Here is a 19,263-nt window from a genome sequence, read left to right as displayed (position 1 = left end):
CTTTTTGAAATTGAGCCCATCTCTTTTGCCCTCTTCCCTCTGCCCTCCGCTCCTTCGTCAAAGAATCCCCCTACGGCCATTCGGATACACAGTGGACCAGTTCGTTCTTGCCATGGCCAACTGCTCTTCTGTAATCGTAGCTCCGGTTAAGTCAGCCCCACACAGGTTGGCCCCGCGTAAGTTTGCGTTCGACAGGCAAGCGTAGCTGAGATCGGCTCCGCGCAAGTCGGCATTTTCCAAATTAGCGAAGTTGAAATAGGCGCGGCTCAGTCGGCTATTGCGAAAAACGACCTGGGGCAAGTCAGCTTTGCCAAAGTTGGCGCTTGATAAATCTGCGCCCTGAAAGTTTGCTTTAACAAACTTCGACTGATTGAAATTAACGCCAGAAAGGTTAGAACGCTGCAGATCAAGAGGCGCAAACATCTGCATCGAAAAATCCCGCTGACCTTTCACATAGGTCAGCTTGATGTCGTCAGCTGTGAGCTTTGGGGTAGAGGGCTTGCGTTGAGGCGTTGAGGAAAGCGGTAGGGGATGAGACGGCGGCATTCGGTTAGGAGATCCTAGGTAAGGCGGTTTTCTACCGTTGCCCAAAACCGCTCCCGAGCGTGAGGTGACGCGATCGCGACGAGCCCGAATGGCAGCCGCCATTCGAGATGAGGGAGAACCTGTCGAATTGCCGCCGGAGGTAAGCGGGCTAGAGGCACTGCTGATAGGCCCGCTCAGGGGGTCGCCTTTGCCCGAAGGCGGCATTTGGAAGGCCATGTTCTGAGCCAGGCTGTCCATGTAGGGCTCTAGATCTAGATCCCGGAGAATAGCGTCAATCGACTGATAGCGATGGCGTACAGAAATTTCTAACATTTTCTGCAGCACACTCGCGAAATGTTCGCTCACCTCGATCTTTTCTCGCCAAAGCAGTTCTCCAGTGGTCGGGTCATAGTCTAGATCCTTGGGAGATCGAGCGGAGAGCAGGTAGATGCAGGTGACGCCCAAAGCATAGATATCACTCGCATAAACTGGCCGCATGGCCATCTGCTCCGGGGGTGCATAGCCGGGGGTGCCAATGGCGTAGGCGGTTAGGGCGGTTTGCTCTGTGCTGCTGGCCTTGACCGGGTTGACCTTATCTTTAACAGCGCCAAAGTCAATCAAAACCAGCTTTTTGTCCTGTTCCCGGCGAATAATGTTGGCGGGTTTAAGGTCTCTGTGAATCACCTGGCTGTTGTGGACATACTGAATCATGGGGAGAATTTCGCTCAGAAATTGCTTCACGCCCGCTTCAGTAAAAGCCCCGCCGCGCTTGACCTCTTGCTGCAGAGTCGCCCCGTTAATATATTCTTGCACCAGGTAAAATTCCTGGTCGATTTCAAAATAGTCGAGCAGTCGCGGCAGCTGAGGATGGTTGCCAATTTTGCCAAGGATCTTGGCTTCCCGCTGAAACAGATCCCGGGCCATGTCGAGGATATGGGGGGCTTCTGTGGAAGGACGCAGCTGTTTGATAACGCAGGGAGGGTTGCCGGGCAGCGCCTCGTCTCTGGCCAAGAAGGTGGCTCCAAAGCCGCCTCTGCCTAAAGCTCGAAACATGCGATACCGATCCCGCAGCAGGAGGGTTGCCCCACAAGCCTGACACTGATTAGCAGTGGGCGGATTTTTGGGATTAGGGCAAGCGGGGTTGATACAGTAGCTCATGCTGCGTTTCGGATTTAGGTTCGGGTAACGGCAGTCGCTTGGAGAAACGGTGGCGGGGGGAGACCAAGAAACACGCTCAAGGGACAGTTTTTCTACGTTGATGGGAATTTTCCGCTTCAGGCCCGTTGGGTACTGTCACATTACTCTAATTATTCCCTGATTCGTAGGGGGGTTATATGCCTAAGGTGTGCTCAAATCGGTAAAGAATCTCTGAAGAATTCCTCAGTCTGATTAACTTGGCGCATTTAATTAGGCTAAGCCAGTTTTCATTATGGTTTTAGTGCTAATTAAGCATTCTTTGCTGCTGAGGTCGAATCCGGTCATCGAGGATTTTTGCAGCCGCCTGCAGGGTATCTGGGGCGGTAGAATAGGTGGGTTGTTGATGAACAAACATTAAGAGCTGCTCAGCGGGCAGCGTTACGGTATATCCGATGCGAATCTCCCTCAATTGGCTCAAGGAACTGGTTGACATTCAGCTAACCCCCGAAACCCTAGCTGAGACGCTGACTATGGCGGGGTTTGAGGTGGAAGATATTGAAGATAGGCGGGCCTGGGCAGAGGGCGTCGTCGTGGGGCAGGTGGAGGCTTGCGCTCCCCATCCTGATGCGGACAAACTGAGTGTCTGTCAGGTGGATATCGGCACAGAGGCTCCTACAACGATTGTATGCGGTGCTTCTAACGTGCGGGCAGGCATTCATGTGCCGGTAGCAACGGTGGGAACTTACCTGCCTAAGGTTGATCTGACGATTAAGGCTCGCCAGCTACGGGGAGTGCCCTCGGCAGGCATGATTTGCTCTCTAGCAGAGTTGGGCCTCGAAAAAGATTCTCAGGGCATTCACATCTTTCAGGGGGAGATGCAGGCGGGGCAAGACGCTCGACCGCTCTTAGGTTTAGACGATGTGATTTTAGATCTAACCTCGACAGCGAACCGGGCGGATGCCTTAAGCATGGTTGGCATTGCCCGAGAAGTGGCGGCTATTACTGGGGCAAAGTTAACGCTGCCAGGGCATCAGCCGCCTGTAATTCCAGATCAAACGGTTGAGCTACAGGTGAAGCTAACCGACGAGACAGCCTGCCCGATCTATTTTGGTACCGTGATTGAGAATATCCGGGTAGCTCCCTCTCCCCTGTGGCTGCAGCAGCGGCTGCAGGCTGCTGGAACCCGGCCTATTAACGGCGTCGTGGATATTACCAACTATGTGCTGCTGGAGTGGGGGCAGCCGCTCCATGCTTTTGATCTAGAGCGGCTGCAGCAGGTGGCGGGTGGTGATACGCTGACGATTGGAGTGCGCTATGCTCAGCCCGGTGAGTCTTTACGGACGCTAGATAGCCAGCAGCGGGAACTGAAGCAAGAGACGCTGCTGATCACAGCGAACGACCGGCCAGTGGCCCTAGCTGGGGTGATGGGAGGAGAAGACACGGAGGTTTTTGACGGCACCCAAAAGGTCATGCTGGAGGCGGCCTATTTTGATGCTGCCGCTATTCGTCGCTCGGCTCGCAGCCAGGGATTGCGGACGGAAGCCTCGGCCCGCTACGAGCGTGGGGTCAACCCGGCGGAGCTAAATCTGGCTTGCGATCGCGCCCTACAGCTGCTGCAAGAGCTGGCCGGGGGCATCCTGGTCGCCCAAGCCTTTGACCGCACTGCTAGCGGCAAAATTACTCCTAGCCGTATCATTGAGCTGCGGCTGGACCGAGTCGCCCAGGTGCTGGGGCCAGTCACAGATTTAGGCGAGGCTGCTGCCGAGATTCCGGCGGAGCGAGTTCGCACTATTTTGACTTCTTTAGGCTGCCAGGTAGAGCCAACGGAGCATGATCGGATCTGGCGGGTACAGGTGCCGCCCTACCGCTACCGCGATCTAGAGCGGGAGATCGATTTAATGGAAGAGATCGCCCGACTCTACGGCTATAACAATTTTGCTGATACGCTGCCAGCGGAAACCAGCGGCGGGGCTTTAACGCCTGAAGCCGAGCTGGCTCGCCGGCTGCGGGAGAGCTTCCGAGGAGCCGGTTTGACCGAGCTGATTCACTACTCGCTGACCAAGCCTAAGTCTGATCGGCAGGTGGTGCTGGCCAACCCGCTGTTCCCCGAATACTCGGCGCTGCGGACCGACCTTTTAGACGGGATGCTCGAAGCCTTTGAGCTGAACCTGAACCAGGGCAACGGACCGCTCAACGGGTTTGAGAAAGGTCGCATCTTCTGGCGAGATGAAGCCGGGCTGCACGAAGCCGAAGCTGTGGGCGGTATTTTAGGCGGCGATCCTCGTCAGGGGCTGTGGGTTAACGGCGGTCGCGAGCAACCCCTGACTTGGTACGAGGCTAAAGGCGTGCTCGATGCAATATTTCAACGCCTGGGGCTGGCCGTAGACTATCGCCCCGACAACGAAGACTCTCGTCTGCACCCTGGACGAACGGCCTCGCTCTGGGTACGGGGTAAGACCCGTTTGGGCACTTTCGGTCAGCTGCATCCGCAGGTGCAGCAGGCGCGGGAACTGCCCTCAGAGGTTTACATGTTTCAACTCAACTGGGACGTGCTGCTCCTGTGTTTGGGGAGCGATCGCAAAGGTACCATTAAGTTCTCAGCCTATTCCCCCTTCCCCGCCTCTGATCGAGACATTGCCTTCTTCGCCCCCCTCTCTGTTTCCGTTGGAGACTTGGAGAAAGTAATGACCCGCACGGGCGGCAAATTGCTGGAGTCGGTGACCCTGTTTGACGAGTATCGCGGCGAACATGTCCCAGAAGGCCAACGTAGCTTAGCTTTTCGGCTAGTTTACCGGGCTCAAGATAAAACCCTCACCGATGAGGATATTGAGCCAATTCACCAAAAAGTCCGACAAGCCTTAGAGAAACAGTTCAAAGTCACTCTACGAAGCTAACTAGGCCGCAATTCTACCCGTAGAGATGGGACTGCGTCTCTACGGGTAGCTAGGTTTTAAGCCTGCTAAGCGCCTCGACTGAGAAGAATCTGAGTATTCTCAGCCACCATCTGCTTATATAAAATCTCTAAAGAGGCAAGATTTGACCTCAGCGTATAGCGTTCGAGCACTCTCTGCCGAGCTTTACGACCTAGTAGCTGGGTCATTTCTGGATGATCGCGGAAGATAGGCAGAATCGTTTGCAGCTGGGTCGAGACTTTCTGGGTATCTAAAATGATGCCAGCGCCATTGGACAATACCTCGCCGTCGGCTCCTGCATCAGTTGCAATACAGGCTGCTCCACAGGCCATTGCCTCTAACAGCGACAGAGACAGTCCCTCTACTAGGGAAGGCAAAATGAAAACATCGGCACCTCTGAGAATCTCAATGCGCCGCTGCTCATTGGCAATAAAGCCCAGCCAAATAATGCCATCGTCTTCGCCGTAAAACATTTTCAGCGAGGCTGCTAGCGGCCCATTACCAACAATGGCCAATCGGCTGTGCGCTCCCATGCGGGCCTGCCGCCAGCCCCGGAGCAGGGCCTCAACGTTCTTCTCCGGAGAAAGCCGTCCCTGATAAACAAAGAGTTTTTGGGCTCCGAGTTCAGCTTTGATGGAAGACGGTCCCGGAGAATATTTTGCCGTATCTACCCCATTGGGAATGACCACTACGGTGTTTGGGGCAACTCCTAGCTTAATCAGCAGATCTCGCTGCAGATGTGAAAAGACAATGACTCGGTCATAATTCGCCAGGCAGGAGGCATAAAGCTGGTAGGTCAGGTGTTGCGTGCCTGAGGTGAGGCTGCGGACCTTGCGATCAAAAGGGGGGTGAAACGTCGCCACCAGCGGAATTCCCAGATCAGCACAGATTTCTGGCAGCCGGAAGTCAAGCGGGGACAAGGTTAAAGAAGCATGGACAAGGTCAGGCTGCAGCTTTTTCAGCGCCTGCACCAGCAGCTTTCCAGATTTGAAAGAAGGAATAGTGAGGATCTGGGATTTGAACAAAAAGGGCAGCGAAACCTCTGCACAGTCAGGAGGCTGAGAGTTAGCTTCCGGTTCGGGAGGCTGGGCAAAGTGAAGAAAAGTCACCTGATGGCCCCTCTCTAGCAGGGCGTTGGTGATTTCTCTACCGTAGGTGACGTTGCCACAAAAGGGGGATTTTTTGCCAAGCCACGCGATATGCATTCAAAAAAGGCTCACTGAACCAGAACGGAAGGGAGAGACCCAGGCATTGAGGAACGGGGTGAGCAAAGCCAAAAGATTTCAATTTTCAGAAGAAATCTCGGCTGAGTCTGATCCCGTATCGGCAATATACCAGGTCAACACCCCCCCCGCAGCCACTATCAGGCCCAGGCTCAAGAAAACCTTAGGTAGCCCAATCAACGTTTCAGCGACTCCAGCCAAGGCTAGCGGCAGGCTTAGGGCAATGTTGGCCAGATTGTTCTGCAGCCCAAATACTTTGCCCCGCATCTCCTCCGGCGTTTTTTCCTGAATTGTAGTTTGCATGGGAATGCCGACTAAGGCAGCAAAAAGTCCCAGCAGCAGAATCAGAACGAGGGAAAACCAGAGTTTTTCAGTGGTCCAAGCCAATCCTGCCAGGCTGGCCGCGATGCCTAAGGAGCCGTAGAAGCTTAGGTGTCTGCGGGCAAACCGCTGACCGAAGTAGCCTACAAAGGCGGCTCCAATGGCCATACCGATACCGCCAGCAGCCAGCAGGAAACCAAACTGCGAAGGTTTCAAGGCGGGCATTACTTCCGCCAGGCGAACGGCTAGCACTGCCAATGCCGCAAACACTGAAAAGAGCAGCACCAGCTGAATGATGGCGCTACGCACCTGGGCCTGTTTACCCAAATAGGCAAACCCCTCACGGATGTCTTGCCAAACATGGGGAGTGGTTTCGGGTGAGTAGCTTCTCTCTTCCTGTGGCCGCAGCAGCAGCAAAATGCCTCCGGCAATGCCGTAGCTGAGCCCCACCAGAAGATCTTTACCTAACCCAGAACCTCCATCTAGGGGTGATAGGAGGGTATCTGCGATCGCAAGCAGCGGCTCCCCCACCGCAAACCCTATAATCACCGAACCCATCATGGTTGTGGTGTAAAGCGAGTTAGCTATCAGCAGATGGCGTTTTTCTACAATGAGTGGAATCACTGCCTGCTCTGCCGGGGCAAAAAACTGGGTTAACGTCGATATTAAAAACGTCACAACCAGCAGCAGAATAAATCCCATTGGGAGACCGCTAAACCCAGACCAGCCGTTTGCCAGCCACAGCAGCACTGGCAGCAGTACAACCAGCCCTCCCCGCAGCAGATTGGTCATGACCAGTACTGGCTTTTTAGGCCAGCGATCCACAAAGACTCCGGCCACAGAACCAAACAGTACCGCTGGAATGGTAAATGCAATCATCACGCCCGTGACCCAGCCGCTGATGGTTTGCCCCGGCGAATCGAACTGGCTGGCAATGATGGCGATCATCAGCACCAGATAGACTTTGTCCGCCATCTGGGAAAAGACTTGGCCACTCCAGAGAGTCAGAAAATTGCGGTTTCTCAGAACAGGCCAAAAACCCTGCTCGTCTTCCTTTGCGTCTGAGCTAGAGGAGACTGGCTCTGCTATGTCAGGTTTAGCCAAAGTGCTCGCTGGTTTTCCCGCCAGCTTAGGCGGAGTCAGTTCTGAAGCATTAAACGGCGGTTGGCTGGTTGAACCATCCTTATCCCAGTTACTTGGAGAATCGGACTCATACTCACGCCACATGGGTTTATCTCGTCAGGGGCTGGACTATTCGCTGGACTATTTGCTGGAAAAACAGGTGTCAATTAAGGCAGCTGAACGGATTGGCTGATCAAACTGGTACTGGGCATATTGTCTCAGAAGCCGTTCAATCCGCATCCACAATTCGTGGGGTTGTCTCACCCCGCTGCCGACCGGGGAGGCTAATCCCTGAGCCGTTGTCACTAAATCGGCCCGACTGAGCTGCTGCAGCAGCGCTAGCTCCAAAGCCGTTAGCTGAGTTACCGCAATTGCCTTTTGGGAGGATGCTGCCGACTCGACCTCTTGGACTCGGTGACTTCGTACTGAGTGCTTAGAAGCGCTATCCACTACTGAGGATTGGGTATAAACTCCAGCAGCTCTGCCGCTGGCCAAGCGACCCAACTCAGAAAGCTGAAAGATTCCCCCAGCTGCAACACTAAAGCCAATCCGCCAATCTGGATTGCTCAGGTCTGGAACAACGGGCCGACGGGTTACGCAGCAGGTTTGGAAATCGGGAGCTACCCCTTCTAGAGCCAGGAGATGGTAGATACCATGGGTCAGGCAGGCCAAAATACCTGACTGTGAACTGGCTTCTATCCGCTCTAGGTGCTCCACGAACAGGTAGTACAAATCAGGCTGGGGCTGCTCATCAAGGGCCTGGAGTAAAACCAGTTCAGCCAGGTATTGACTGGCTGTGAGCTTGCCTAAATGCTGACTCAACCCTGGAAACGAGCGTAAAGTTTCTGCCTGAACCAGCTTGTCTAGGCGTTTGCCCTTAGCGATCAAGACGTCATTAATGACAAATAGACCGCTGCGTCCGCCTAGCTGGGATAGGTGTTTGCGGGCACCTGGAGCAGTCACCCTCAACACGCCCAACTCTGGTGTTAGCAGTGTCAAGAGCCGATCAGTTTCCCCTATGGGCATCGCCTTAAGGTTGATGGCAGTAGCTCGATAGGTGCGGCTCATGGAAAGACGGTTTACCCCGGCAAATGGCTGCGGTTCCCCCAACTTAAATCGCGGCAAGGGCGCTACCTGGTCACCTTGTCACGACTCAACATCAAAACTGACGAGCCATCACAAACGTCGCAGCAAATCGCCCAGGGATTGCGGTTGCGGTAGGAACACCTACATCTTCATATAAACCTATTGTAACAATGACCCTAAGCCTTGGCCTGTTGCTGATGGATGAGATTGGGACCACGAGAGGTGCCTAATCGAGTTGCCCCCGCTTGAATGAGACTCACCGCCTGATCTACGGTTTGGATTCCCCCGGAGGCTTTGATGCCGACTCTACCTTTGGTTAACTCTCTCATCTGCTGTACCACCTCGATGGTGGCCCCACCCTGCCAACCAGTGCTGGTTTTGAGAAAGGTAACCCCTGCATCCATACAAATTTCACAGGCTAGCTCTAGCTCTGGCGGTGTCAGCAGAGCCGTCTCTAAAATGGCCTTTACAGGGAGATTGGTTTCCTCACAAATTATCGCCAGCTCTTGGTGAACCGCATCAGTCTGTCCGGCTTTTAGCCACCCCAGATTAATCACAACATCCAATTCAGAAGCCCCGTTTTCGACGGCTTCTTGAGCTTCATACAGTTTGGTGGCTGAAGTCGTGGCTCCCGTGGGAAACCCGATGACGCTACACACTTTGACAGGACGGTTGCGCAGCAGTTCAGCCGCTTGCCTGACATGGACTGGATAAACACAGACAGCAGCAAAGTTATAACGGTCGGCTTCGCCACAGCCGTGAGCTACTTGCTCAGCTGTAGTCGTTGGTAGCAGTAGTGCATGGTCGATATACGAGGCAAGATCGATGGTTTCGGCATCGATAAGAGTGTTTCTCATGGGCTATGCACTGAAGGGCAGTCCTTAGGTAGGCGGCGACAAGGCTCTGGTTCTTATAGTAGTGCTTTGTTAGCGGTGAGTTGCGGCACGTGGAGGCAGGGGGAGGAGTAGTTGGAGAGACGGAGAAGGTGAGAGAAATGGGGGAACTCTATAGCGTTAGCTTTGCTCGCCGTGTCCCTGCATCTTTCCTTCTCCACGTCTTCCCCATGTTTTTGTCTTAGATTCGTTCCTAAAAAACAATGCGTCCGTGGTTAAAGGTAGAAAATTACGACAAAACCCGTAGCCGTCTTAGCCAGAGTCGGGCAAGCTAGGGACAGTGCCTAATACTGCGACGGTGTTATGTTCTGTTTGGGGTTTGCAGTGAGAGGATGCCATGCCTGAACCCTTGATATCTGTGATCATTTGCACCCACAATCGAGCTGCTTATCTGGGTGCTGCTATTGATAGCCTGCTGGCTCAAGACTTTGAGCCTTTTGAAATCTTGGTTATCGACAATGCTTCAACGGATGCTACACGTCAGGTGGTCGAGCAGCGGCTTGGCCATGCTCGACTGCGCTATTTGTATGAACCAGTGCTGGGCCTATCGGTGGCTCGTAACCGGGGAGCTGTCGCAGCTCAGGGGAGACTTTTGGCTTATTTAGATGACGATGCTGAGGCCAGTGTAGGCTGGCTGTCTGCTTTGAATCAGGCTTTTGCGGCGGATGCTGAGGTTGCGATTGCAGGCGGCAAAGTCACCCTCCTCTGGCCGCCCAATACGCTGCCACCTCGATGGCTTTCTCCCGCTCTGGCGGGCAATCTAGGGGCCTATGATCTAGGCGAACTACCTCAGCTAATTACTCAGCCCGGCTTGACTCCACGCGGCCTTAACTATGCCATTCGCCAGGCCTTTCTACAGCAAATCGGTGGCTTTGACCCACAGTTGGGCCGAGTCGGTAAGAACCTGCTCTCTAACGAAGAACTTCACATGACGCAGCAGGCTCTAAAGCGTGGTTTTAAGGTGCTTTATCTGCCGGAGGCCCTAGTTGCTCACCAGGTTGCGCCCGAGCGGTTAAACCCCAGATGGTTTCTTCGCCGCAGCTGGTGGCAGGGTATCAGCGAGGCCTATCGGGAAAGCTTGGACGGGGCTTTGACTCTCGGCAAGGTTCGTAGCCGATCAGTTTGCCTGCTGCGAGGGCTTTACAAGGCTGCTCGGTACTGGCGAGATCTGGCACAGTGTTTTGACAACCTGGTTTATGCTTACGGCCAGCTGGGCTACGTACTCAGCTCTCTCAGGCTGCTGAGCACCTCTTCCCCAGGTGCTGCTGCTCCTAGTGAGTCATCGGTTTCGTGACTGTTTCTGTTCTACCGTCTGCACTACCCGGCAAACGCATGCTTACTCCATCTAGCTCTGTTTCGGTTCCCGATTTGGCCCTCAACTTGGGCCCTGATCCGGCTTCGGTTCCGGTTTCAGTCTTGATTCCGGCCAAAAATGAAGAGAAAAACCTGCCTGACTGCTTGGCTAGCCTGCTACCCGCAGACGAAATTTTTGTGGTTGACTCTCAGAGTTGCGATCGCAGCATTGCGATCGCAGAAGCGGCCGGTGCCCAGGTTGTCCAGTTTCATTTCAATGGGCACTGGCCCAAAAAGAAAAACTGGGCACTCGACAACCTACCTTTCCGCAATGAGTGGGTGCTGATTGTCGATTGCGATGAGCGCATTCCCCCTGAACTCTGGCAGGAAATTTCCCAAGTCATTCAAAACCCAGACTTTGACGGCTACTACTTAAACCGACGCGTCTTTTTCCTGGGCACCTGGATTCGCCACGGCGGCAAATACCCCGACTGGAACCTAAGGCTCTTTCGCCACCGCCAGGGACGCTACGAAGACCTCCAGACCGGCGATATCCCCAATACTGGAGACAACGAGGTTCACGAGCACGTAATCGTGCCGGGGGCTGTGGGCTATCTCAAAAACGACATGATTCATGAAGACTTTCGGGATCTGTTCCACTGGCTAGAGCGACACAATCGCTACTCCAACTGGGAAGCCCGCGTCTACTACAACCTACTCACCGGCATGGGCGATGAAGGTACCATTGGGGCCAGCCTCTGGGGCAATGCTGTACAGCGCAAGCGGTTTCTTAAAAAAATCTGGGTCCGTCTTCCCTTCAAGCCCTGGCTAAGGTTCATTCTTTTCTATATTCTTCAACTGGGTTTTCTAGATGGACGAGCTGGCTATATCTATGGCCGCCTGTTGAGCCAGTACGAATACCAAATCGGCGTCAAACTCTACGAACTGCGGCACTTCAAAGGGCATCTTAATTTCAAAGACCAGCCAGCACAGCCTTCCCCCCAGCTAGAGCTCAAATCTCCTCAGACCGCCCCTCAACCCCAGAAACATGGATAAAAACTATCCTGTCCAAAGTTTAAATCTGGGTGTGCTTGAGGAGCCCTCCTGGATTGACTTAAGGCGCTATGACCAGTCCTGGTATGATCCAGGACGGCCTAAGTGGGTCATTCTGCTTTGGTGGCTGGTGCAGGCCATTGTCTTTCCCCTGACCCTACACGCTGCCCATAGTCCTCGCCGCTTCCTGCTCCGTCTGTTTGGAGCTCAAATTGGGCAGGCTGTCGTTATTCGACCTACCGCTCGCTTCACCTATCCCTGGAAGGTCAGCATCGGAGACTATAGCTGGATTGGAGATGATGTTGTGTTCTATAGTCTTGACAGGATTACGGTGGGGTGCAATTGTGTCATCTCTCAAAAAAGCTACCTATGCACAGGTAGCCACGATATTCAAGATCCGACCTTTCGCCTAGAAACATCCCCGGTTGTTATTGGCAATGGAGCCTGGCTGGCGACAGACTGCTTTGTCGGCCCAGGCGTCAGCATCGGGGCCAACACCATTGTGGGCGCTCGCAGCAGCGTTTTCAAATCTTTACCATCAGGCTACATTTGTTTTGGCAACCCCTGCCAGCCCAAACAGGCTAGAAGTTATCAAAACCCAACATTAGACAACCTATTCCCCACATAAGTTCGCCTGTCGCTCAGGATTTAGCTGCAGATTTACCAACTTGAAATCCTTGTGAAGTAACGGGAGAGCCAAGTGGGAAGCCTACATCGGTAAGCTAAAGTTGAAATTGCACATCCTCCAGCCCCCTATTGGCTAGTTTTGGCAGGAACATCTCCCTCCACTTAGGATGTGCGTTGGCGCTTGAAACAAATCATTCGCACCTAGCCATGGAAGATAAAAGCATCATTAATACAATCGATTACAGAGACTCCAGTGAAGATATCGATCTTCAAAGATACTGGTTAGTTCTCAAGCGCCGCTGGTTGCCTGCAATGACGGTTCTGCTAGCAACTGTTGTAGCAGCAGCGTATTACGGGGCCCAGCAGAAACCTATTTATGAAGCCGGAGGCAAACTCCTAATCCAGCCAGACCGCTCTACAAACTTGACTGGCTTTGGTACTGCGCTAGGCCAACCTCAGAGCATTAGCCCCTTTTCTCCTGGGAACGTTCTGGCAACTCAGGCTGACATTATTAAGTCTTTGCCTGTAATGGAAGAGACGGTTCGTGAGCTCAACCTGCGGGATAGCAACAATCAGCTCCTCAATCCCGAAACCCTCAGGCAAAACCTGTCCGTGACGCCCGCCGACACCTCAGACACCATTTCAATTGCCTATCAGGGAGAAGACCCGCGAGAAGCGGCCAATATCGTCAACCAGGTGATGAACTCGTATGTTCGGTTCAATGTATCTATGAACCGTTCGGAAGCGACTGCCGCTAGGGAGTTCGTACAAAGGCAGCTGCCAAAAGCCGAAGGCGAAGTTGAGGAAGCAGCAGAGGCCCTACGGCAGTTCAAGGCTCAAAACCAGGTTGTAGCACTTGAGGTAGAGACAAATGCTACCGTCGAAGCAATTAACAACCTTAACTCACAAATCAACACTACCCAAGCCGCTCTGGCCGATGCCGACACCCGAGCAGCCAATCTACGTCAGCAGCTAGGAATGACGGTAGAACAGGCGCTCCAGCTAGAAACCCTAAGCCAAGCACCGGGTATCCAGCAGGCACTCACTGATCTGCAGACGGTTCAGACAGATCTCGCTAACCAGAGAACCCGCTACACCAGCAACCACCACACAGTTCAGGCATTTGAAAGGCAAGAAGCAGCGCTGCAGGCTCTGCTCCGCAATCGGGTTGCACAAGTGCTGAATACCGAGGTGAGCTTTGTCCCTGATGCGCTCCAGATGAGCGACTTGTCTCGCGACCTGACGGGCCAGCTAGCTAAAGCCGAAATTGATCGTCTGAGTGCTGTCAGCCAAATCCAGGCTTTGGCCCAGGCTCGTAACGCCTACATCCAACGCTCCCAGACGTTTCCCTCTCTAGAAAAGCAGCAGCTAGAGCTAGAGCAGAGACTGGCTGTGGCTCGAACTTCCTTCGAAGCTCTGCTAAATAGCCTGCAGGAAGCTCAGTTAGCCGAAAGCCAAACTGTCGGTAGTGCTCAGATTATTGAAACAGCACTGCTCCCGACTGATCCTAGTGGCCAGGGCCTGTCCCTGTATCTTGCCGGAGGGCTAGTTGCTGGAGGACTGGCTGCGGTGGCGACTGCCTTCTTACTAGACCTGGTTGATAGATCTGTTAAGACCGTCAAGGATGCTGAGGCTCTACTGGGATATACCCTTCTGGGGTTAATTCCTCGGTTCTCAACCCCAACAGATGACCAGTCTGGCTTCGATGGTGACCAGTTTTCTCCTCGGATTGTGGCAATGCGAGGCAACCAGCCCTTCATTTGTGGGGCGTATCAGATGCTGCAGGCAAACCTGAAATTTATTAGCTCTGACAAGCCCTTGCGCTCGATTGCAATTACCAGCTCAGTTGAGCAGGAAGGCAAGTCTGAGGTTTGTGCTAACTTAGCTGCCACGATGGCCCAGGCAGGCAAGCAGGTGCTTCTGGTAGATGCTGATATGCGAGCGCCTTCCCAGCATCATCTTTGGAACGTGCTAAACACAATTGGTCTGAGCCATGTCCTGGTGGGTGAGGGTGACCTCAACCGAGCCTTAATCCCGGTAGCCCAAAATTTAACCTTGTTGCCAGCGGGTGTGATTCCACCCAACCCGTTAGCCCTGCTAGATTCTGAGCGGATGGCGTCGCTGATTGGCAGCTTGGCTCAGCAGTTTGACTACGTCATCTTCGATACACCTCCTCTAGTAGGAGCCGCTGACGCAGCGGTTTTAGGGAAATCTGCCGACGGTATTTTGATGGTTGTCCGACCCAGACAGGTTGATTCTGCTAGCGTAGCGGCTTCTAAGTCCCTACTGTCTCGTTCGGGGGCCAATATCTTGGGCTTTATTGCGAACGGGGTTGATGTTCGAAACGAGCATGATGACTACGTTTCTCTGGCGAAGTCTCGCCCTTACGGGTATAGCGATAAGGCAATAGCGCGCAAAGGCGCACCAGTCAGCCTCTAGTCTAGTCCACCTTTTCTCAATTCTCTGCTGTCTACACCTCGACTCGCCTCACGAGAACATATGAACATGGCCTCATCCCGTCAGTACCTGCTGCCTTTACTCTCTGGTTCCGCTGTTCTGTGTAGTTTGTGGGCAGCTCAGGTACCTGCCCAAGCCCAGGCAGAGCCAGAACTACCTTTGTCCTCGTCCGCTCAGCTAGATACAGTTGCCCCTGCTCAGTTTGAGCCGGTTGCTGCAGCCGATCTCAGTGCTGATGCTGATGTTGATCTAGGTACGACTAGTGCTGATGCGGTGGTCCCTACAGACCAGTCTTTGACCGTCGCACCAGACCCTACAGCCGATGCACCTGCTGCTGAGCTAGCAACGCCAGAGCCAGCAACATTAGTAGAGGCTGCTGAGGTTGATGAGATTGCGTTAACCCCAGAACCTCAAACCGCTACGCCCCAGGCTCCTGCGTCTGCCCAAACGCTGCCTTTTTCTCCGCCTCCGGCGGATTTTATGAATCCTCAGTCGGAGACAATGGATTTTAATGATCCAGGGTTTTCTAATCTTCCGCAGGATCTGCTGACGAATTATGTGTTGGGGCCTGGCGATCAGATCCTGCTCCTGGTTCTAGGATATGAGGAATTTACAGGAGCCCGAGTTGTCCTACCAGATGGCACCATCACCGTGCCTCTGATTGGCTCTGTGCCTGCTGCCGGTAGAAGCATCGATGACTTGGCTCAGGATGTTCAGAGCCGGCTGAGAGTTTTCCTCACCGACCCGGTTGTAGATGCTAACTTAACCGTTCTGAGGCCGGTTGTTGTCAATATCGCAGGCGAAGTATATCGTCCGGGGCCGGTTCAGCTCAGCAGCTTGACGCAGGTTAATACCATCGTCAATCCGTCTGCCAACATTACTAATGCAACCAACACCCCCACTCTAAGTTCGGCGTTAACGGCAGCTGGTGGGATTAAGCGTACGGCGGACATCCGCAGTATTGTTGTTCAACGCCGCTTGCCAAACGGGGTAACGCGGGAGTTCACAATTAACCTGTGGGATGTGCTGACGAATGGTCAGGATCCGGGCATTGTGGTTCTGGCAGACGGAGATTCGGTATATGTACCGGTAGCTCGAAGCGGAGAGAATCTAGACCCGCGCCTGATTGCCAGTTCTAGCTTTGCTCCGACCAATGTTCGGGTTCGGGTCGTCGGAGAAGTTACTCGGCCTGGAGAGGTGACGGTGCAGCCGAATAGCTCTGTTTCCAGTGCGGTTGCTGCTGCCGGTGGGCCGCTAATGGATACGGCTCAACTGCGGAATGTTACTCTGGTTCGACTCACTGAAGATGGCCAGATTGAAAGGCAGGCCATTGACCTCAGTAATCTGATTGATGATTATCAGATTCAAGATGGCGATGTTGTGGTTGTGCCTAAGCGAGGCTATCTCGGCGCTTTGGATGCCGTTGGCCGTATCTTTAGCCCACTCCTGGCTCCCTTTGGCATCATCAACACGCTCAACGACCTTTTCTTTGACAACGATTAGCGGTGGACAGCTTGGTGTATCACGCTATGATGCACTGTTTAGCTAGCCTCCTGGAGATTGCGCTTATGAAGCAGGGTGGTAACCGCCCTGCTTTTGCGTTGAGTGTGCCAGGTGTCAGGCGTCGCAGCACAATGGGGTCATGTTTATTTGCGGGTAAGGGTTGAAACAGATTAAATGCGATCGCAACCGTCTGCTTCTTAAGGATTAGCAGGCCATCTAAACCGCTCTACAAAAGTCCCTGCAGCGGCCTCAACAGCATTTGCCCGTAAAGGTTTTGTAAGGTGGGGGATGCCTAGGGCTATTGAGCTTCGGTATAACCTACTGCCGGAGGTTTACTCAATCAGCAGAAACACCATTTAGGAGAAAGTTTTGCCGTGAGTTCACGCAGGTTTATCACGCAAGGTGAGGGACTGCCGCAGTGGTCTTCACCCATCAGCCATGCAGTTGTTGTCGGCAACACATGTCATATTAGTGGCCAACTATCGGTTGATATTTCTGGGAAGTACATAGCTGGAACTGCCTATGAAGAGGCAGATCGTGCCTTCACCAACTTCCTTGCGGTGGTTAAAGCTGCTGGTTTCTCAAAAGATGATGTTGTATTTGTTGATATTGCTTTCATTAATCTCGCAGATGTTGACGGGGTAAATGTGTTGTTTGCAGAGCTCTTTGCGGAGGGGAAACGACCAGCACGTACTATTTACCAAGCTTCAGCTCTGCCGTTTGGTGGCAAAATCAAAGTAACAGGAGTAGCGATAAAAGATAATACTTCTGATAGCCCAAAGCAGAGCGTTGAGTAATTTAAGCGGTGCAGTGAACATGCTCATGAGGTGCGCTTGATGCGATCGCACCTCAAATCCTGAGCCTGAGCGTTGAGCTTTGCCCCACAGGCCTTTATTGACTTGGCAAGATAGCTGACTCGTTCTGAGGACAGGTTATTCAGCTTGAGCCGGAGCTAGGGTATCTGACCAGAGGCCGCGCTCTTCTAGCCACTGTTTACTGTAGAGGCGGGACTGGTAGCGAGTGCCGCCATCGCACAAAATAGTGACGATGGTGTGCCCTGGCCCCATTTCTTTGGCCAATTTGACCGCAGCTGCGACGTTAATTCCTACCGAGCCGCCCATAAATAGGCCGTCTTTATAGAGCAGTTGGTAAAGTACTCTCAACGCTTCGGGGTCGTCAATGCGAATGGCATCGTCAGCCGGAGCGTTTTCCATGTTAGCGGTGACGCGGCTGTTGCCAATGCCTTCGGTTACTGAGTTGCCCTCGGTGGAAATTTCGCCCGTTTTGACATAGCTATACAGGCCGCTGCCCATCGGGTCAGCCAAAACGCACTTGATGTTGGGGTTTTGCTCTTTGAAGAACATTGCAGCCCCAGCGTAGGTGCCGCCTGTGCCGGTTGCGGTGACCCAAGCATCAACCTTACCCTCTGTTTGAGCCCAGATCTCGGGTGCGGTGGTTTCGTAGTGGGCGCGGCGGTTGGATAGGTTGTCGAACTGGTTAGCCCAGATGGCGTTCTCCATTTCTGCAGCCAGCCGACCGGAGAGCCTAACGTAGTTATTAGGGTCTTTGTAAGGGACGGCAGGTACGGTTCTGACTTCTGCTCCTAGGGTGCGCAGCAGGTCGATTTTTTCTTGAGACTGAGTTTCGGGAATAATGATTAGGCAGCGGTAGCCTTTGGCGTTGCAGATGTGAGCTAGCCCAATGCCGGTATTGCCCGCAGTACCCTCAACTACAGTGCCGCCTGGTTTGAGCAGCCCTCGCTCTTCTGCATCCTTGATGATGTAGAGTGCTGCCCGGTCTTTAACGGAGCCACCAGGATTGAGAAATTCTGCTTTGCCGAGGATTTCGCAGCCTGTTTCCTCGCTGAAGCTGTTAAGGCGAATCAGGGGAGTATTACCGATGGCGGCGACGAAACCGTTTTTGATATCCATTGCGAGCTTTGGGTTGACTGCAATCACACAGTTATCATCCTAAGGTGAAATGAGGAGGCTCAAGCAGCGCAGTTATTTGCTTGGGCCCTACGAATCTGGCGGGTAAGGCTGGTAGGCAAGGCTTCTAGAAGTAAAGAGTTAGCTCAAAATCTGTCTGAGGGCAGACAGTAGGGTATCCACATGGTCTGGCTGAATCCAGTAGTGGGTAACGGCTCGGAACTTTTGCCCGCCGTAACTGCCTAAGCGGATGTTGTAGGTGTCGAAGAGTTTAGTCACCAGATCTTCAGGTAAGACGGGCGCAGTATCGGCCAGTGAGAAAAAGACCATGTTGGTCTGCACCTGCTCCGGGTTGATGAGGATGCCCGGAATCTGAGCCAGTCCCTGGGCCAACCGTTGGGCATTGGCGTGATCTGACGATAGCCGCTGGGTCATTTCTTTAAGGGCAATCAGCCCAGCCGCCGCTAAGATGCCTGCCTGCCGCATACCGCCCCCCAGAAGTTTGCGGGTGCGGCGGGCCTGATGGATAAAATCTCGGCTGCCGACTAGGACAGACCCCGCTGGAGCGCAGAGGCCCTTACTGAGGCAAAGGCTGACAGAATCTACGTGTTGAGCAATGGCTTTAGGGTTGATCTGGAGGGCGGTGGTGGCGTTGAACAGACGGGCTCCATCGAGGTGCGATCGCAACCCATACTCTGCCGCAATTTCCTGAATTGCAGCAAAATACGCTGGCTCAATAGCAGCTCCATGATTGCCCCCAGAACTGTTCTCGGTCAGGATCAGGCGGCTGCGAGGCCAGTGAGGGTCGTCGCCACGAACAGCCGATCGAATCTGATCCAAATTCATACGGCCTTGGGAATCTGTGGGCAAAGGACGGGGTGTGATGCCGCCCAGCACTGCTAGGCCGCCCGCCTCCCAACAGAAGATGTGGGCATCTTCTCCTAAAATTGCCTCATCACCGCGCTGAGCGTGGGTCAGAGCGGCAATCAAGTTGCCCTGAGTGCCACTACTGACAAACAGCCCCGCTTCCTTGCCTAGGAGATCGGCAGCAAACGCCTCTAGCTCATTAACAGTTGGGTCTTCACCATACACATCGTCTCCCACAGCAGCTGTCGCCATCGCTTCTCTCATGGCAGGCGTGGGCCAAGTAACCGTATCGGAGCGAAAGTCGAGGGTGTCCATA

General features: G+C 53.6%; 14 protein-coding genes. 7 read left to right on the top strand and 7 right to left on the bottom strand.

Annotated elements, in window-relative coordinates:
* Positions 1-57: 57 nt before the first annotated feature.
* On the bottom strand, positions 58-1,683 hold the full coding sequence (locus H6G13_RS10180; protein ID WP_190483095.1) for a serine/threonine-protein kinase: 1,626 nt from the start codon (positions 1,681-1,683) through the stop codon (positions 58-60).
* 431 nt (positions 1,684-2,114) lie between these two features.
* On the opposite strand from H6G13_RS10180, the gene pheT reads away from it, so the two are divergent.
* Positions 2,115-4,556, top strand: coding sequence for a phenylalanine--tRNA ligase subunit beta (pheT, locus tag H6G13_RS10175; RefSeq protein ID WP_190483094.1), 2,442 nt, complete (start codon positions 2,115-2,117; stop codon positions 4,554-4,556).
* Between the two features lie 65 nt (positions 4,557-4,621).
* Here the strand turns inward: pheT and H6G13_RS10170 are convergent, their stop codons facing one another.
* From H6G13_RS10170 to deoC, 4 genes are all read right to left on the bottom strand, one after another.
* Positions 4,622-5,779 carry a glycosyltransferase family 4 protein gene (locus H6G13_RS10170; protein WP_190483093.1) on the bottom strand — a complete coding sequence of 386 codons (1,158 nt, stop codon included), beginning with the start codon at positions 5,777-5,779 and terminating at the stop codon, positions 4,622-4,624.
* A 78-nt stretch (positions 5,780-5,857) separates the two neighbouring features.
* The gene (locus H6G13_RS10165) at positions 5,858-7,345 is read right to left on the bottom strand and encodes an MFS transporter (protein WP_190483092.1); all 1,488 of its coding nucleotides are present in this window, start codon (positions 7,343-7,345) and stop codon (positions 5,858-5,860) included.
* 36 nt (positions 7,346-7,381) lie between these two features.
* Entirely contained in the window at positions 7,382-8,365 is a 984-nt protein-coding gene (gene recO, locus H6G13_RS10160; RefSeq protein WP_242028250.1) for a DNA repair protein RecO, read from the bottom strand.
* A gap of 137 nt (positions 8,366-8,502) precedes the next feature.
* Positions 8,503-9,183, bottom strand: coding sequence for a deoxyribose-phosphate aldolase (gene deoC / locus H6G13_RS10155; protein ID WP_190483091.1), 681 nt, complete (start codon positions 9,181-9,183; stop codon positions 8,503-8,505).
* A 373-nt stretch (positions 9,184-9,556) separates the two neighbouring features.
* Between deoC and H6G13_RS10150 the strand changes: the two genes are divergently transcribed.
* The 6 genes from H6G13_RS10150 to H6G13_RS10125 all read left to right on the top strand — a co-directional run bounded on the left by H6G13_RS10150 (position 9,557) and on the right by H6G13_RS10125 (position 16,949).
* Positions 9,557-10,513 carry a glycosyltransferase family 2 protein gene (locus tag H6G13_RS10150; protein WP_190483090.1) on the top strand — a complete coding sequence of 319 codons (957 nt, stop codon included), beginning with the start codon at positions 9,557-9,559 and terminating at the stop codon, positions 10,511-10,513.
* A 38-nt stretch (positions 10,514-10,551) separates the two neighbouring features.
* A complete protein-coding gene (locus H6G13_RS10145; RefSeq protein ID WP_190483089.1) occupies positions 10,552-11,568 on the top strand; it encodes a glycosyltransferase family 2 protein in 1,017 nt (338 codons plus the stop codon).
* A complete protein-coding gene (gene hpsU / locus H6G13_RS10140; protein WP_190483088.1) occupies positions 11,561-12,193 on the top strand; it encodes a hormogonium polysaccharide biosynthesis acetyltransferase HpsU in 633 nt (210 codons plus the stop codon). Before H6G13_RS10145 ends, hpsU begins: the two co-directional genes overlap by 8 nt.
* Before the next feature lie 206 nt (positions 12,194-12,399).
* The gene (locus H6G13_RS10135; protein WP_190483087.1) at positions 12,400-14,631 is read left to right on the top strand and encodes a polysaccharide biosynthesis tyrosine autokinase; all 2,232 of its coding nucleotides are present in this window, start codon (positions 12,400-12,402) and stop codon (positions 14,629-14,631) included.
* 66 nt (positions 14,632-14,697) lie between these two features.
* On the top strand, positions 14,698-16,152 hold the full coding sequence (locus H6G13_RS10130; protein WP_190483086.1) for a polysaccharide biosynthesis/export family protein: 1,455 nt from the start codon (positions 14,698-14,700) through the stop codon (positions 16,150-16,152).
* A gap of 374 nt (positions 16,153-16,526) precedes the next feature.
* A complete protein-coding gene (locus tag H6G13_RS10125) occupies positions 16,527-16,949 on the top strand; it encodes a RidA family protein (protein ID WP_190483085.1) in 423 nt (140 codons plus the stop codon).
* Between the two features lie 135 nt (positions 16,950-17,084).
* On the opposite strand, the gene H6G13_RS10120 is transcribed toward H6G13_RS10125, so the two are convergent.
* The gene (locus H6G13_RS10120) at positions 17,085-18,083 is read right to left on the bottom strand and encodes a cysteine synthase A (RefSeq protein WP_190483084.1); all 999 of its coding nucleotides are present in this window, start codon (positions 18,081-18,083) and stop codon (positions 17,085-17,087) included.
* Positions 18,084-18,221: 138 nt separating this feature from the next.
* Complete coding sequence (gene ltaE / locus H6G13_RS10115; RefSeq protein ID WP_190483083.1) at positions 18,222-19,262, bottom strand: low-specificity L-threonine aldolase; 1,041 nt, start codon at positions 19,260-19,262, stop codon at positions 18,222-18,224.
* Position 19,263: the final 1 nt, after the last annotated feature.

It is taken from the genome of Pseudanabaena sp. FACHB-2040, from assembly GCF_014696715.1.
Taxonomy (GTDB): Bacteria; Cyanobacteriota; Cyanobacteriia; order Phormidesmidales; family Phormidesmidaceae; genus JACVSF01.
Note: the sequence above shows the minus strand (reverse complement) of the source record. Positions and strands in the feature narration are given on the sequence as shown.

Coding starts and splice junctions, on each gene's coding strand:
- deoC (WP_190483091.1), bottom strand. CDS start 9,183: ATGAGAAACACTCTTATCGATGCCGAAACCATCGATCTTGCCTCGTAT.
- H6G13_RS10145 (WP_190483089.1), top strand. CDS start 10,552: ATGCTTACTCCATCTAGCTCTGTTTCGGTTCCCGATTTGGCCCTCAAC.
- H6G13_RS10130 (WP_190483086.1), top strand. CDS start 14,698: ATGGCCTCATCCCGTCAGTACCTGCTGCCTTTACTCTCTGGTTCCGCT.
- H6G13_RS10120 (WP_190483084.1), bottom strand. CDS start 18,083: ATGGATATCAAAAACGGTTTCGTCGCCGCCATCGGTAATACTCCCCTG.
- H6G13_RS10135 (WP_190483087.1), top strand. CDS start 12,400: ATGGAAGATAAAAGCATCATTAATACAATCGATTACAGAGACTCCAGT.
- H6G13_RS10165 (WP_190483092.1), bottom strand. CDS start 7,345: ATGTGGCGTGAGTATGAGTCCGATTCTCCAAGTAACTGGGATAAGGAT.
- hpsU (WP_190483088.1), top strand. CDS start 11,561: ATGGATAAAAACTATCCTGTCCAAAGTTTAAATCTGGGTGTGCTTGAG.
- ltaE (WP_190483083.1), bottom strand. CDS start 19,262: ATGGACACCCTCGACTTTCGCTCCGATACGGTTACTTGGCCCACGCCT.
- H6G13_RS10150 (WP_190483090.1), top strand. CDS start 9,557: ATGCCTGAACCCTTGATATCTGTGATCATTTGCACCCACAATCGAGCT.
- H6G13_RS10180 (WP_190483095.1), bottom strand. CDS start 1,683: ATGAGCTACTGTATCAACCCCGCTTGCCCTAATCCCAAAAATCCGCCC.
- pheT (WP_190483094.1), top strand. CDS start 2,115: ATGCGAATCTCCCTCAATTGGCTCAAGGAACTGGTTGACATTCAGCTA.
- H6G13_RS10170 (WP_190483093.1), bottom strand. CDS start 5,779: ATGCATATCGCGTGGCTTGGCAAAAAATCCCCCTTTTGTGGCAACGTC.